The 14,318-nt window shown below is 62.0% G+C and carries 12 protein-coding genes; 7 read left to right on the top strand and 5 right to left on the bottom strand.

What is annotated here, in order from left to right; genetic code table 11:
- Window positions 1-129: 129 nt before the first annotated feature.
- The gene (locus ACODSK_RS22965) at window positions 130-2,355 is read right to left on the bottom strand and encodes an NADP-dependent isocitrate dehydrogenase (protein ID WP_489019382.1); all 2,226 of its coding nucleotides are present in this window, start codon (window positions 2,353-2,355) and stop codon (window positions 130-132) included.
- Between the two features lie 415 nt (window positions 2,356-2,770).
- Here ACODSK_RS22965 and icd point away from each other — a divergent pair, with 415 nt between their 5' ends.
- A complete protein-coding gene (gene icd / locus ACODSK_RS22960; protein ID WP_489019381.1) occupies window positions 2,771-4,027 on the top strand; it encodes an NADP-dependent isocitrate dehydrogenase in 1,257 nt (418 codons plus the stop codon).
- A 60-nt stretch (window positions 4,028-4,087) separates the two neighbouring features.
- Here icd and cspD read toward each other — a convergent pair whose 3' ends face one another.
- On the bottom strand, window positions 4,088-4,345 hold the full coding sequence (gene cspD, locus ACODSK_RS22955) for a cold shock domain-containing protein CspD (RefSeq protein ID WP_489019380.1): 258 nt from the start codon (window positions 4,343-4,345) through the stop codon (window positions 4,088-4,090).
- 224 nt (window positions 4,346-4,569) lie between these two features.
- Between cspD and clpS the strand changes: the two genes are divergently transcribed.
- On the top strand, window positions 4,570-4,932 hold the full coding sequence (gene clpS / locus ACODSK_RS22950; RefSeq protein WP_009400967.1) for an ATP-dependent Clp protease adapter ClpS: 363 nt from the start codon (window positions 4,570-4,572) through the stop codon (window positions 4,930-4,932).
- A gap of 30 nt (window positions 4,933-4,962) precedes the next feature.
- Complete coding sequence (clpA, locus tag ACODSK_RS22945; RefSeq protein WP_489019379.1) at window positions 4,963-7,233, top strand: ATP-dependent Clp protease ATP-binding subunit ClpA; 2,271 nt, start codon at window positions 4,963-4,965, stop codon at window positions 7,231-7,233.
- A gap of 150 nt (window positions 7,234-7,383) precedes the next feature.
- Here the strand turns inward: clpA and infA are convergent, their stop codons facing one another.
- From infA to aat, 3 genes are all read right to left on the bottom strand, one after another.
- Complete coding sequence (gene infA / locus ACODSK_RS22940) at window positions 7,384-7,602, bottom strand: translation initiation factor IF-1 (protein WP_002553999.1); 219 nt, start codon at window positions 7,600-7,602, stop codon at window positions 7,384-7,386.
- A gap of 102 nt (window positions 7,603-7,704) precedes the next feature.
- The gene (locus ACODSK_RS22935) at window positions 7,705-8,412 is read right to left on the bottom strand and encodes an arginyltransferase (RefSeq protein WP_489019378.1); all 708 of its coding nucleotides are present in this window, start codon (window positions 8,410-8,412) and stop codon (window positions 7,705-7,707) included.
- A 54-nt stretch (window positions 8,413-8,466) separates the two neighbouring features.
- Complete coding sequence (aat, locus tag ACODSK_RS22930; protein WP_489019377.1) at window positions 8,467-9,162, bottom strand: leucyl/phenylalanyl-tRNA--protein transferase; 696 nt, start codon at window positions 9,160-9,162, stop codon at window positions 8,467-8,469.
- 352 nt (window positions 9,163-9,514) lie between these two features.
- Here aat and ftsK point away from each other — a divergent pair, with 352 nt between their 5' ends.
- From ftsK to crcB, 4 genes are read left to right on the top strand one after another with little or no spacing between them, the layout of a single operon-like run.
- Window positions 9,515-11,920, top strand: coding sequence for a DNA translocase FtsK (gene ftsK / locus ACODSK_RS22925; protein WP_489019376.1), 2,406 nt, complete (start codon window positions 9,515-9,517; stop codon window positions 11,918-11,920).
- Between the two features lie 54 nt (window positions 11,921-11,974).
- Complete coding sequence (gene lolA, locus ACODSK_RS22920; RefSeq protein WP_489019375.1) at window positions 11,975-12,598, top strand: outer membrane lipoprotein periplasmic chaperone LolA; 624 nt, start codon at window positions 11,975-11,977, stop codon at window positions 12,596-12,598.
- 18 nt (window positions 12,599-12,616) lie between these two features.
- The gene (locus tag ACODSK_RS22915) at window positions 12,617-13,942 is read left to right on the top strand and encodes a replication-associated recombination protein A (RefSeq protein ID WP_489019374.1); all 1,326 of its coding nucleotides are present in this window, start codon (window positions 12,617-12,619) and stop codon (window positions 13,940-13,942) included.
- Window positions 13,939-14,313, top strand: coding sequence for a fluoride efflux transporter CrcB (crcB, locus tag ACODSK_RS22910; RefSeq protein WP_489019373.1), 375 nt, complete (start codon window positions 13,939-13,941; stop codon window positions 14,311-14,313). The genes ACODSK_RS22915 and crcB overlap by 4 nt, the downstream gene beginning before the upstream one ends.
- Window positions 14,314-14,318: the final 5 nt, after the last annotated feature.

Below are 14,318 nucleotides of genomic sequence, written 5' to 3'. Positions count from 1 at the left end.
CTACCGCAATCGCGGCGGTCCGGCGTCCCGGTGAACCCGCTCCCACAGGGGGAGAATCTGTCGAGTCGCTTATATAGAAAAACCCCGGTGCGTGGCCGGGGTTTTCCTTATTGCTTCAAGCTGGCTTTCTTACAGTGCGGCGATCGCGCTGTTGAAGGTCTGGCTTGGGCGCATCACCTTGCTGGTCAGCTCGGCGTCGGTGAAGTAGTAGCCACCGATTTCGGCTGGTTTGCCCTGGACTGCGTTGAGCTCGGCGACGATGGTCGCTTCGTTCTCGGTCAGTGCCTTGGCCAGCGGGGCGAAGCGCGCTTGCAGGGCGGCGTCTTCGGTTTGTGCAGCCAGTGCCTGGGCCCAGTACAGGGTCAGGTAGAAGTGGCTGCCACGGTTGTCGATACCGCCGACCTTGCGCGCTGGGGACTTGTTGGTGTCCAGGAACTGGCCGGTGGCCTGGTCCAGGGTCGCAGCCAGTACCTTGGCTTTCGGGTTGGCGTAGGCGTTGCCCAGGTGCTCCAGGGAGGCGGCCAGGGCGAGGAACTCACCCAGGGAGTCCCAGCGCAGGAAGTTTTCCTCGACCAGTTGCTGCACGTGCTTCGGAGCCGAACCGCCGGCGCCGGTTTCGAACAGGCCGCCGTTGTTCATCAGCGGGACGATCGACAGCATCTTGGCGCTGGTGCCCAGTTCCATGATCGGGAACAGGTCGGTCAGGTAGTCGCGCAGCACGTTGCCGGTGACCGAGATGGTGTCCTGGCCGGCGCGGATGCGCTCCAGGGAAACCTTCATCGCCTCGACCGGGGCCAGGACGCGGATGTCCAGGCCGGCGGTGTCGTGGTCCTTCAGGTACTTCTGCACTTTCTCGATCAGCACGCCGTCGTGGGCGCGTTGCGGGTCGAGCCAGAAGATCGCCGGGGTGGCGCTTGCACGGGCGCGGTTGACGGCCAGCTTGACCCAGTCCTGGATCGGCGCGTCCTTGGTCTGGCACATGCGGAAGATGTCGCCCGCTTCCACTTCCTGTTGCAGCAGCAGGTTGCCCTTGCTGTCGAGGACGCGGATGGTGCCATCGGCCTTGGCCTGGAAGGTCTTGTCGTGAGAGCCGTACTCTTCGGCTTTCTGTGCCATCAGGCCGACGTTCGGTACGCTGCCCATGGTGGTCGGATCGAAGGCGCCGTGTTTCTTGCAGTCTTCGATGACGGCCTGGTAGATGGTCGCGTAGCAACGATCCGGGATCAGCGCCTTGGTGTCCTGCAGCTGGCCTTCGGCGTTCCACATCTTGCCCGAGTCACGGATCATCGCCGGCATCGAGGCGTCGACGATCACGTCGCTCGGCACGTGCAGGTTGGTGATGCCCTTGTCGGAGTTGACCATGGCCAGGGCCGGACGAACGGCGTAGACCGCCTTGACGTCGGCTTCGATCTGCGCCTGCTGCTCGGCTGGCAGGGTCTTGATGCGGGCGTACAGGTCACCAATGCCGTTGTTCAGGTTGAAGCCGATTTCTTCCAGGACCGCAGCGTGCTTGTTCAGCGCGTCGGCGTAGTACTCGGCAACGATCTGGCCGAACATGATCGGGTCGGAGACCTTCATCATGGTGGCTTTCAGGTGCGCCGACAGCAGCACGCCCTGGGCCTTGGCATCTTCGATCTCGGCAGCGACGAAGGCGCGCAGGGCCTTGGTGCTCATGACTGCGCAGTCGATGATTTCGCCGGCTTTTACCGAAGTCTTTTCTTTCAGGACGGTGGTAGCACCGTCCTTGCCCAGCAGTTCGATGCGCAGGCTGTCATCGGCTTCGATCAGGGCGGCTTTTTCGCTGCCGTAGAAGTCGCCGCTGCTCATGTGGGCAACGTGGGACTTGGAGTCGGCGGCCCAGGCGCCCATCTTGTGCGGGTGCTTGCGTGCGTAGTTCTTGACCGACAGCGGGGCGCGGCGGTCGGAGTTGCCTTCGCGCAGGACCGGGTTCACGGCACTGCCCTTGATGCGGTCGTAACGCGCCTTGGCTTCCTTCTCGGCGTCGTTGGTCGCGGTATCCGGGTAGTCCGGAACGTTGAAGCCCTTGCCTTGCAGCTCCTTGATCGCCGCCTTCAGCTGGGGAACCGAGGCACTGATGTTCGGCAGCTTGATGATGTTGGCTTCGGGAGTGGTCGCCAGTTGACCCAGTTCCGCCAGGTGGTCGGCCACTTGCTTGTCGGCGCCGAGCTGTTCTGGGAAGGCGGAGAGGATGCGGCCGGCGAGAGAGATGTCCCGGGTTTCTACCGAGATCTCGGCGGTAGCGGTGAAGGCTTCGACGATAGGCAGCAGGGAGAAGGTGGCGAGGGCAGGAGCTTCGTCGGTGAAGGTGTAGATGATCTTCGAACGGGTGGACATATTCGGGTTAACTCTCTGTTTTGCTGAGCGTGCTCGGAATCTCGGTGTGGCGCGCAGGGTAAGCGCTTCGCTCAGACACATCCATAAGCGGAAAGTCGAGGATTCCAGGCTGTGATGGTGGGTTGCATCAGTCGAGTGTCAAACGGCTGGGCTGCGGTAACAGCTCAGTCTTGTCGGGGCCGTGGGGCCTGTAGCGGACGTCTCGCCCCGAGTGACCCTTGAGTCACCGGCGCAGTATATCAATTCCTTGGTCCTAATCAGCAAGACGTACATGTCGGATGGCCATTTATAGACGAAAGATGTAGAGCATTTTTCGCCTTTGTGACGGTTTTTCCTCCAAGGTTTCCGTTCCCCGTCAACTGGGTTAGTCTCAGGGGATTGCATGACTTCAAACCAAGAAAAAGCGGAGTGCAGCATGGGATACCAGAAAATCGAGGTTCCGGCAGTCGGCGACAAAATCACCGTCAACGCAGACCATTCTCTCAATGTTCCAGACAATCCGATCATCCCGTTCATCGAAGGCGACGGCATCGGCATCGACGTCACCCCGGTGATGATCAAGGTGGTCGACGCTGCGGTCGAGAAGGCTTACGGCGGCAAGCGCAAGATTTCCTGGATGGAGGTCTATGCCGGCGAAAAAGCCACCCAGGTCTATGACCAGGACACCTGGCTGCCCCAGGAAACCCTCGATGCAGTGAAGGATTACGTGGTTTCCATCAAGGGCCCGCTGACCACCCCGGTCGGTGGTGGCATCCGTTCCCTCAACGTGGCCCTGCGCCAGCAACTCGACCTGTACGTCTGCCTGCGTCCGGTGGTGTGGTTCGATGGCGTGCCGAGCCCGGTGAAGAAGCCAGGCGATGTCGACATGGTGATCTTCCGCGAGAACTCCGAGGACATCTACGCCGGTATCGAGTGGAAGGCCGGTTCGCCCGAGGCCAACAAGGTCATCAAGTTCCTCAAGGAGGAAATGGGCGTCACCAAGATCCGCTTCGACCAGGATTGCGGCATTGGCGTCAAGCCGGTCTCGAAGGAGGGCACCCAGCGCCTGGTGCGCAAGGCGTTGCAGTATGTCGTGGACAACGATCGCAAGTCGCTGACCATCGTGCACAAGGGCAACATCATGAAATTCACCGAAGGTGCCTTCAAGGACTGGGGCTACGAGGTGGCGAAGAACGAATTCGGCGCCGAGCTGCTCGACGGCGGCCCGTGGATGAAGTTCAAGAACCCGCGGACCGGCCGCGAAGTCATCGTCAAGGATGCCATCGCCGACGCCATGCTCCAGCAGATCCTCCTGCGTCCGGCGGAATACGACGTGATCGCCACCCTCAACCTCAATGGTGACTACCTGTCCGACGCCCTGGCGGCCGAGGTCGGCGGTATCGGCATCGCACCGGGTGCCAACCTGTCCGACACCGTGGCCATGTTCGAGGCAACCCACGGTACCGCGCCGAAATACGCCGGCAAGGACCAGGTCAACCCGGGCTCGGTGATCCTTTCCGCCGAAATGATGCTGCGCCATCTGGGCTGGACCGAGGCGGCCGACCTGATCATCAAGGGCACCAATGGCGCCATTCGCGCCAAGACCGTGACCTATGACTTCGAGCGCCTCATGGACGGTGCGACCCTGGTCTCGTCTTCCGGCTTCGGCGAAGCGCTGATCAAGCACATGTAACAACCAAAGGCCCGCTTCATGTAAATGAGGCGGGCCTTTATTCGTAGTACATCAAACGGATCAGGCGTTCACGGTCAAGTTGGGCGTGGTCTTGGCCTCCGAAGTGACGGGCGCGGTCAGGATGTTGATCGCATGATTGCCCTTGGGGCCCTGGATGATGTCGAAGGTGACGGCCTGACCCGCTTTCAGGGTCCTGTAGCCATCCATCTGGATCGACGAGTAGTGTGCGAACAGGTCATCGGTCTTGCCGTCTTCATTGATGAAGCCGTAACCCTTCGCATTGTTGAACCACTTGACTTTACCGCTTGCCATCCTCATATCCCTCTGCAAAGGACTCCATCACTGGAGTATCATCCACTCCATCCGCATACGAACCTGCGAAATTTCTGGTTGACTGCGCGGATCTTTATTGACCACGGTGGGTTCTTATTGGTTGTAACACCGTTTTACCGATAGTCAAGGTCAGGCGACGGGCCGTATTCCGCGCCGGTTCCAGCGGCCAACCCACAACCTTAACCTGTCGAAATGATGAAATTCTTTCCATGCATGCACATAGCCAGATTCGACTAACATTCAATCAGGATCGCCCGCAATCGCATGAGGACGATGGCTCCGGATTGGCGGTACAAGAGGCCAAGCCGGCGCTGCAGGCGCCACCGATGTACAAGGTGGTTTTGTTCAACGATGACTACACGCCGATGGATTTCGTCGTCGAAGTGCTCGAAGTGTTCTTTAACCTGAACCGCGAGCTGGCGACCAAGGTCATGCTGGCCGTTCATACAGAAGGACGGGCAGTGTGCGGATTGTTTACCCGCGACATCGCCGAAACCAAGGCCATGCAGGTCAACCAATACGCCAGGGAAAGCCAGCATCCGCTACTCTGTGAAATCGAGAAGGACGGTTAATCGCCGACCACTTGGGTATGAGGTGAAGCTATGTTAAACCGCGAGCTCGAAGTCACCCTCAATCTGGCCTTCAAGGAGGCGCGCTCGAAGCGTCATGAGTTCATGACCGTCGAGCACCTCCTTCTGGCATTGCTGGACAACGAGGCCGCCGCCACGGTTCTGCGTGCGTGCGGGGCAAATCTCGACAAGCTCAAACACGATCTGCAGGAGTTCATCGACTCCACCACGCCACTGATCCCCGTTCATGACGAGGACCGCGAAACCCAGCCGACCCTGGGCTTCCAGCGGGTGCTGCAGCGTGCCGTCTTCCACGTACAGAGCTCCGGCAAGCGCGAAGTGACCGGCGCCAACGTACTGGTGGCCATTTTCAGCGAGCAGGAAAGCCAGGCCGTATTCCTGCTCAAGCAACAAAGCGTGGCTCGCATCGATGTGGTCAACTACATCGCCCACGGTATATCCAAGGTTCCAGGTCACGGTGAGCACCAGGATGGCGAGCAGGAGATGCAGGACGAAGAGGGTGGAGAAACCTCGTCGTCGGGCAATCCGCTGGACGCCTATGCCAGCAACCTCAATGAACTGGCTCGTCAGGGTCGGATCGATCCGCTCGTCGGTCGCGAAAGCGAAGTAGAGCGGGTCGCGCAGATCCTCGCCCGTCGTCGCAAGAACAACCCGCTGCTGGTGGGTGAGGCCGGTGTCGGCAAGACCGCGATCGCTGAAGGCCTGGCCAAGCGCATTGTCGATGGTCAGGTGCCTGACCTGCTGTCCCACAGCGTGGTCTACTCCCTGGACCTCGGTGCGCTGCTGGCGGGTACCAAGTACCGCGGCGATTTCGAGAAGCGCTTCAAGGCGCTGCTCGGCGAGTTGCGCAAACGCCCGCAGGCAATCCTGTTCATCGACGAAATCCACACCATCATCGGTGCCGGTGCAGCATCCGGCGGGGTGATGGACGCGTCCAACCTGCTCAAGCCGCTGCTGTCTTCGGGCGATATTCGCTGCATCGGCTCGACCACCTTCCAGGAATTCCGCGGCATCTTCGAGAAGGACCGGGCGCTGGCCCGTCGCTTCCAGAAGGTCGACGTCAGCGAGCCTTCGGTGGAAGACACCGTTGGCATCCTGCGCGGGCTCAAGGGGCGCTTCGAGTCGCACCACAGCATCGAATACAGCGACGAGGCCCTGCGTGCCGCAGCCGAACTGGCTGCCCGCTACATCAATGACCGGCACATGCCGGACAAGGCTATCGACGTGATCGACGAAGCAGGCGCCTACCAGCGTCTGCAGCCGGTGGAAGCCCGGGTCAAGCGCATCGAAGTGCCGCAGGTCGAGGACATTGTCGCCAAGATCGCGCGTATTCCGCCAAAACACGTCACCAGTTCCGACAAGGAGCTGTTGCGTAATCTGGAGCGCGACCTGAAGCTGACGGTATTCGGTCAGGACGCCGCCATCGACTCGCTGGCGACCGCGATCAAGCTGTCTCGCGCTGGCCTCAAGGCGCCCGACAAGCCGGTCGGTTCATTCCTGTTCTCCGGTCCGACCGGCGTGGGCAAGACCGAAGTGGCACGGCAGCTGGCCAAGGCCCTTGGCGTTGAGCTGGTTCGTTTCGACATGTCCGAGTACATGGAGCGGCACACTGTCTCCCGTCTGATCGGCGCGCCTCCTGGCTATGTCGGTTTCGATCAGGGTGGCCTGCTGACCGAGGCGATCACCAAGCAGCCGCACTGCGTGCTGTTGCTCGACGAGATCGAAAAAGCGCATCCGGAAGTCTTCAACCTGCTGCTGCAGGTGATGGACCACGGCACCCTGACCGATAACAACGGGCGCAAGGCGGACTTCCGCAACGTGATCCTGATCATGACCACCAACGCCGGTGCAGAGACCGCTGCGCGGGCATCGATCGGCTTCACCCATCAGGACCACTCGTCCGATGCGATGGAAGTGATCAAGAAGAGCTTCACGCCGGAGTTCCGCAACCGTCTGGACACCATCATCCAGTTCGGTCGCCTCAGTCACGAAACCATCAAGAGCGTGGTGGACAAGTTCCTCACCGAACTGCAGGCGCAGCTGGAGGACAAGCGTGTCCTGCTGGAAGTCTCCGACGCGGCCCGTGGTTGGCTGGCGACCGGTGGCTACGATGTGCAGATGGGTGCGCGTCCGATGGCTCGGCTTATCCAGGACAAGATCAAGCGGCCGCTGGCCGAGGAGATCCTGTTCGGCGAACTGGCCGAGCACGGTGGTGTCGTGCATATCGACATCCGCGATGGCGAACTGGTCTTCGACTTCGAGACTACGGCGGAAATGGCCTGAGTTACACGGACCTGTGGGAGCGGTTTCACCCGCGATAGCGACAGTGGGTTCACTACAGCCATCGCGGGTGAACCCGCTCCCACAGGGGATGACAAAACAGAAACCACAAAAAAGCCCGGCATCTGCCGGGCTTTTTCGTCGTACTGACTGTTAGCGAGCGCGGTAGGTGATGCGCCCTTTGCTCAGGTCGTACGGCGTCAGTTCGACGCGGACCTTGTCGCCAGTCAGGATACGGATGTAGTTCTTGCGCATCTTTCCGGAGATGTGCGCGGTTACGACGTGCCCGTTTTCCAACTCCACGCGGAACATGGTGTTGGGCAGGGTGTCGACGACAGTGCCTTCCATTTCGAAGCTGTCTTCTTTCGACATGCAGTAAAGCCCTCGGTGTTCAGTTATGGCCGGCCACAGAAGCACCCGGCTACAAAAAGTGGCGTGCATTGTGCCCGAAAAAGGAAGGTCAAGCCAAGGATTTCAATTAAGGGTGACCCAGCGCTGGTTGATCAGCAGTTCGATAGGCCGGTATTGGGTCTTGTAGTTCATTTTCTTGCAGTTCTTGATCCAGTACCCCAGGTAAACCGCATCCAGGCCCAGGCGCAGCGTTTCGCCGATCTGCCAGAGGATGGCATAGCGCCCGAGGCTGCGGCGCTCCTCGGTCGGTTCATAGAAGGTGTAGACCGCCGACAGCCCGTTAGGCAGCAGGTCGGTCACCGCCACGGCCACCAGCCGTCCGTCGAGACGGAATTCGTAGAAGCGTGAAAACGGCAGGTCGCGCACCAGGAAGGTGGAAAACTGGTCGCGGCTGGGTGGATACATATCGCCGTCGGCGTGGCGTTGCTCGATATAGCGCCGATAGAGGTCGAAGTATTCCTCGTTGAACGAGGGGCGGGCAGGGCTGACGACCAGGTCGGCGTTACGCTTGATGATGCGCTTCTGCTGCCGGTTCGGCGTGAAGCGCGCAGCCGGAATGCGCGCCGGCACGCACGCATTGCAGTTCTGGCAATGAGGCCGATACAGATGGTCGCCACTGCGACGAAAGCCCATTTCCGACAGGTCCGCATAGACGGTGGCGTCCATCGGCTGGCTCGGATCGAGAAACAGCGTGGTGGCCTGCTCGTCAGGCAGGTAGCTGCAGGCATGGGGTTGAGTGGCATAGAACTTCAACCGCGCCAACTCAGTCATGATCAACCCCTCGGCAGGTTTTTTACTAATTGTAAGCCAGCTCTGAAAACTCGCCTAGCAAACGGCTTGCTGGCAGATCCAGCTCGCTCGATTGGGCTGGTCCAGATATTGACGCAGATAATCGGCGAAGGTTGCCCTGGCGATGGCGCGGGCGCCCAGGCTGTGCAGGTGCTGGGTAGGCATCTGGCAGTCGATCAGGACGAAACCGGCATCGCGCAGGTGCTCGACCAGTGCGACGAAGCCGACCTTGGAGGCATTGTCGGCCCGGCTGAACATCGACTCGCCGAAGAATAGTCGCCCCATGGCCAGGCCATAGAGCCCGCCGACCATCTCACCGTCGCGGCGAACCTCCACCGAGTGGGCGAGGCCTTGGCGATGCAGCTCTACATAGGCGCTCTGCATGCTGTCGGTGATCCAGGTACCGTCGGCGTATACCCTGGGTGCGGCGCAGGCAGCGATCACGGCGGCGAAGTCCTGGTCGAAACTGACCTGGTACTGCCCCTGGCGGATCACCTTGCGCAGCGAGCGCGAGACATGCAGTTCATCGGGAAACAGCACCGTGCGCGGATCCGGCGACCACCAAAGGATCGGCTGGCCATCCTGGTACCAGGGAAAGCAGCCATGGCGATAAGCCTGTACCAGCCGTTCCGGACGCAGGTCGCCACCAGCGGCGAGCAGGCCTTCAGGTTCGCGCAGGGCCTTTTCCAATGGCGGGAAATACAGGGTAGAGCGGTTCAGCCAGGTCAGCATCGTCGTCCGTCACGGTTTGGCGGGGGAGGGGAGGGCGCCCAGCATGACCCGAAAAAGCCCCACGGGACAACCCCGGCGCAGACCTGCCGGTGCACCTCCGATGATGGCCGCTTGCCTTGTGCGCAACTTAATGCCGGGGCAGTTGTCCCAACTACGCAAAAACCCCGCATAAGCCTTTGTCACAAAAGAAAATGCGTGCTCAAATTGTTGTATTGGAATTTGATCCTGTCGTGGCACGCTCCGCCGAGCGTAATGGCGATGGATCGGCAGTAATGTTAAAAGTAGTGATTTGTTGACCGGCCCCCTTGGTCAATCACGGTTGGACGCGCATCCGCGCAGGAATAGACCTGTTTTGAAGAAAACCACAGCAACACCCAACCCCGAGCCGCTCTGGCGCCAGCAGTTGCACTACAGGCTCAAGGAAGGTGCCCTGATTGCCATGGGCGCCCTGTGCCTCTATCTGTGGATGGCATTGCTGAGCTACGACCAGGCCGACCCCGGTTTCAGCCACACCAGCAACGTCGACCAGGTGCAGAACGCTGCGGGCCGTGCCGGTGCCTTCTTCGCCGATATCCTGTTCATGGTGCTGGGCTACTTCGCCTATATCTTCCCCTTGCTGCTGGCGATCAAGACCTGGCAGATCTTCCGCGAACGCCACCAGCCCTGGCAGTGGAGCGGCTGGCTGTTCTCCTGGCGGCTGATCGGCCTGGTATTCCTGGTCCTTTCCGGCGCCGCCCTGGCGCATATCCATTTCCATTCCGCCCCGAGCCTGCCGGCCTCGGCCGGTGGTGCGCTGGGCGAAAGCCTCGGCGACCTGGCGAAAAACGCCCTGAACGTGCAGGGCAGCACCCTGATGTTCATCGCCCTGTTCCTTTTCGGCCTTACGGTGTTCACCGATCTGTCGTGGTTCAAGGTCATGGATATCACCGGCAAGATCACCCTCGATCTCTTCGAACTGATCCAGGGCGCCGCCAGCCGCTGGTGGAGTGCGCGCAACGAGCGCAAGCAACTGGTCGCGCAATTGCGCGAGGTCGACCAGCAGGTCAACGAAGTGGTGGCCCCGGTGGTGCCGGACCGCCGCGAGCAGGCCAAGGCCCGCGAACGCATCATCGAGCGCGACCAGGCCCTGGCAAAACACGTGGCCGAGCGCGAGGAAAAGACCCCGCCGGTCATCATGCCCGCACCCGCCAAGGCCCCCGAGCCCAGCAAGCGCGTGCAGAAGGAGAAACAGGTTCCGCTGTTCGTCGACAGCGCCGTCGAAGGCACGCTGCCGCCGATTTCCATTCTCGATCCGGCCGAGGCCAAGAAGGTCAACTACTCGCCGGAATCCCTCGCGGGCGTCGGCCAGTTGCTGGAAATCAAGCTGAAGGAATTCGGCGTCGAGGTCTCGGTGGACTCGATCCACCCGGGTCCGGTGATCACCCGCTACGAAATCCAGCCGGCCGCCGGGGTCAAGGTCAGCCGTATCGCCAACCTGGCCAAGGACCTGGCGCGCTCCCTGGCAGTGACCAGCGTGCGCGTGGTCGAAGTGATCCCCGGCAAGACCACCGTGGGTATCGAGATCCCCAACGAAGACCGGCAGATCGTGCGCTTCTCCGAGGTACTGTCGTCGCCGCAGTACGACGAGGCCAAGTCGCCGGTGACCATGGCCCTGGGCCACGACATCGGCGGCAAGCCGGTGATCACCGACCTGGCCAAGATGCCCCACCTGCTGGTCGCCGGTACTACCGGTTCCGGTAAGTCGGTGGGGGTCAACGCCATGATCCTGTCGATCCTGTTCAAGTCCAGCCCGCAAGACGCCAAACTGATCATGATCGACCCGAAGATGCTCGAACTGTCGATCTACGAAGGCATTCCGCACCTGCTCTGCCCGGTGGTCACCGACATGAAGGACGCCGCCAATGCCCTGCGCTGGAGCGTTGCCGAGATGGAGCGGCGCTACAAGCTGATGGCGGCCATGGGCGTGCGCAACCTGGCCGGCTTCAACCGCAAGATCAAGGACGCCGAGGAAGCCGGCGAGCCGATCTACGACCCGATGTTCCGCCGCGAAAGCATGGACGATGTGCCGCCGACGCTGCACACCCTGCCGACCATCGTGGTGGTGGTGGACGAATTCGCCGACATGATGATGATCGTTGGCAAGAAGGTCGAAGAGCTCATTGCCCGTATCGCGCAGAAGGCGCGGGCCGCCGGTATCCACCTGATCCTCGCCACCCAGCGGCCGTCGGTGGACGTGATCACTGGCCTGATCAAGGCCAACATCCCGACGCGCATGGCCTTCCAGGTGTCGAGCAAGATCGACTCGCGGACCATCATCGACCAGGGCGGTGCCGAGCAACTGCTCGGCCACGGCGACATGCTCTACATGCCGCCGGGTACCAGCCTGCCGATCCGCGTGCATGGCGCCTTCGTCTCCGACGACGAGGTGCATCGCGTGGTCGAAGCGTGGAAGCTGCGCGGTGCGCCGGACTACAACGACGACATCCTCAACGGCGTCGAAGAGGCCGGTAGCGGCTTCGATGGCGGTGGTGGCGGTGAAGGCGGCGACGACGCCGAAACCGACGCGCTCTACGACGAAGCGGTGCAGTTCGTCCTGGAAAGCCGCCGTGCCTCGATTTCCGCTGTGCAGCGCAAGCTGAAGATCGGCTACAACCGCGCCGCGCGGATGATCGAGGCGATGGAAATGGCCGGTGTGGTCACCCCCATGAACACCAACGGATCACGCGAAGTCATCGCGCCTGGACAGGCGCGGGACTGAGACCTGGGCGGGCACCTGGCCCGCCGCTTCATTCATTCTGCAACGAGGATTGCCATGCGCCTGATTCGCATGATGTTGGTTTCCGCTTTGAGCCTGTCCAGTGCCTCGGTGTTCGCCGCCGACGCCGACGTGGCGCGCCTGACCCAGCTGTTGAACAACTCGAAGACCATCCAGGCCAGCTTCTCCCAGCTGACCCTCGACGCCAGCGGCACCCAGTTGCAGGAAACCACCGGGCAGATGGCGGTCAAGCGTCCTGGCCTGTTCTACTGGCACACCGATGCACCGCAGGAGCAGGTGGTGGTCTCCGATGGCGTCAATGTCACCCTGTGGGACCCGGACCTGGAACAGGCCACCATCAAGAAGCTCGACCCGCGCCAGACCCAGACCCCGGCGCTGCTGCTGTCCGGCGACGTGTCGAAGATCAGCGAAAGCTTCGACATCACCTCCAAGGAGCAGGGCGAGGTCATGGACTTCGTGCTCAAGCCGAAGACCAAGGACACCCTGTTCGACTCCCTGAGCCTGTCGTTCCGCAAGGGCCTGGTGAACAACATGCGCCTGATCGACAGCGTCGGCCAGCGCACCGACATCCTGTTCAATGGCGTGCGCGCCAACGAAGCGGTGGCGGACAGCAAGTTCAAGTTCGACGTCCCCAAGGGCGCGGACGTGATCAAAGAGTAAGAGGTCGCATAGTCGTCCATGGACCTGTTTCGCAGTGAACCGGTTGCCCAGCCCCTGGCCGCGCGTATGCGCCCGGCCAACCTGGACGAATACGTCGGCCAGCAGCACCTGCTCGCCCGCGGCAAGCCGCTGCGCGAGGCGCTGGAGCAGGGCGCGCTGCATTCGATGATCTTCTGGGGCCCGCCCGGGGTCGGCAAGACCACCCTGGCGCGGCTGCTGGCGCAGTTCTGCGATGCCCATTTCGAAACGGTGTCGGCGGTGCTCGCGGGGGTCAAGGAGATCCGCCAGGCGGTGGAAGTCGCCAAGCAGCAGGCCGCCCAGTACGGCCGGCGGACCATCCTCTTCGTCGACGAAGTGCACCGCTTCAACAAGTCGCAGCAGGACGCCTTCCTGCCCTACGTGGAAGACGGCACCCTGATCTTCATCGGTGCGACCACCGAAAACCCCTCGTTCGAACTGAACAACGCGCTGCTGTCGCGGGCCCGGGTCTACGTGCTCAAGAGCCTCGACGAAGAGGCCCTGCGCCGTCTGGTGCAGCGCGCACTGACGGAAGAGCGCGGCCTGGGCAAACGCAACCTGCGCCTCGGCGACGAAGCCTTCGCCATGCTCCTGGCCGCCGCCGACGGTGATGGCCGGCGCATGCTCAACTTCCTCGAAAATGCCTCGGACCTGGCGGAAGACGGCAGCGAGATCGGTATCGACCTGCTGCAAAGCCTGCTCGGCGACAGCCGTCGGCGCTTCGACAAGGGCGGTGAAGCCTTCTACGACCAGATTTCCGCATTGCACAAATCCATCCGCGGCTCGAATCCGGACGCCGCCCTGTACTGGTTCGCGCGCATGCTCGATGGCGGCTGCGATCCGCTGTACCTGGCCCGCCGCGTGGTGCGCATGGCCAGCGAGGATATCGGCAACGCCGACCCGCGGGCCCTGAGCCTGTGCCTGTCGGCCTGGGACGTGCAGGAGCGCCTGGGCAGCCCCGAAGGCGAACTGGCGGTGGCCCAGGCCATCACCTACCTGGCCTGCGCGCCGAAAAGCAACGCGGTGTACATGGGCTTCAAGACCGCCCTGCGCGAGGCGGCCGAGCACGGCTCGCTGGAAGTGCCGCTGCACCTGCGCAATGCCCCGACCAAGCTGATGAAGCAACTGGGCTACGGCGAGGAATACCGCTACGCCCACGACGAGCCGGATGCCTACGCCGCTGGTGAAGACTACTTCCCTGAAGCACTGGAACCGCGCCACTATTACCAGCCGGTGCCCCGGGGTCTCGAACTGAAGATCGGCGAGAAGCTCAGGCACCTGGCCGAACTCGACCGCACCAGCCCCCGGCAACGGAGAAAACCTTGATCGCACTCGTCGCCGCCGTCAGCGCCGGAGGCATTGCCGGCACCCTGCTGCGTTTCGCCACATCCAATTGGGTCAACGCGAACTGGCCTCGCCACTTCTATCTCGGTACGCTGGCGGTCAACCTGGTTGGCTGCCTGCTGATCGGCCTGCTCTACGGGCTGTTTTTGCATCGCCCGATCGTGCCGGTCGAGCTGCGTGCCGGCCTGATCGTCGGCTTCCTCGGCGGCCTGACGACGTTTTCATCCTTTTCACTGGATACCGTGCGCTTGCTCGAAAGCGGGCAGGCGCCGCTGGCGTTCGGCTATGCCGGCATCAGCGTGCTGGGCGGCCTGCTCGCGACCTGGGCCGGCCTGGCACTTACCCGAATCTGAACCAA

The sequence above is a fragment of the Pseudomonas sp. FG98 genome (assembly GCF_057808595.1).
This window is presented reverse-complemented; position numbering and strand designations above follow the sequence as displayed.

What these genes read in the sequence shown, in the direction of transcription:
- lolA (WP_489019375.1), top strand. Translation starts at nt 11,975, where the DNA reads ATGCGCCTGATTCGCATGATGTTGGTTTCCGCTTTGAGCCTGTCCAGT.
- ACODSK_RS22935 (WP_489019378.1), bottom strand. Translation starts at nt 8,412, where the DNA reads ATGACTGAGTTGGCGCGGTTGAAGTTCTATGCCACTCAACCCCATGCC.
- infA (WP_002553999.1), bottom strand. Translation starts at nt 7,602, where the DNA reads ATGTCGAAAGAAGACAGCTTCGAAATGGAAGGCACTGTCGTCGACACC.
- icd (WP_489019381.1), top strand. Translation starts at nt 2,771, where the DNA reads ATGGGATACCAGAAAATCGAGGTTCCGGCAGTCGGCGACAAAATCACC.
- ACODSK_RS22965 (WP_489019382.1), bottom strand. Translation starts at nt 2,355, where the DNA reads ATGTCCACCCGTTCGAAGATCATCTACACCTTCACCGACGAAGCTCCT.
- ACODSK_RS22915 (WP_489019374.1), top strand. Translation starts at nt 12,617, where the DNA reads ATGGACCTGTTTCGCAGTGAACCGGTTGCCCAGCCCCTGGCCGCGCGT.
- cspD (WP_489019380.1), bottom strand. Translation starts at nt 4,345, where the DNA reads ATGAGGATGGCAAGCGGTAAAGTCAAGTGGTTCAACAATGCGAAGGGT.
- aat (WP_489019377.1), bottom strand. Translation starts at nt 9,162, where the DNA reads ATGCTGACCTGGCTGAACCGCTCTACCCTGTATTTCCCGCCATTGGAA.
- clpS (WP_009400967.1), top strand. Translation starts at nt 4,570, where the DNA reads ATGCATGCACATAGCCAGATTCGACTAACATTCAATCAGGATCGCCCG.
- clpA (WP_489019379.1), top strand. Translation starts at nt 4,963, where the DNA reads ATGTTAAACCGCGAGCTCGAAGTCACCCTCAATCTGGCCTTCAAGGAG.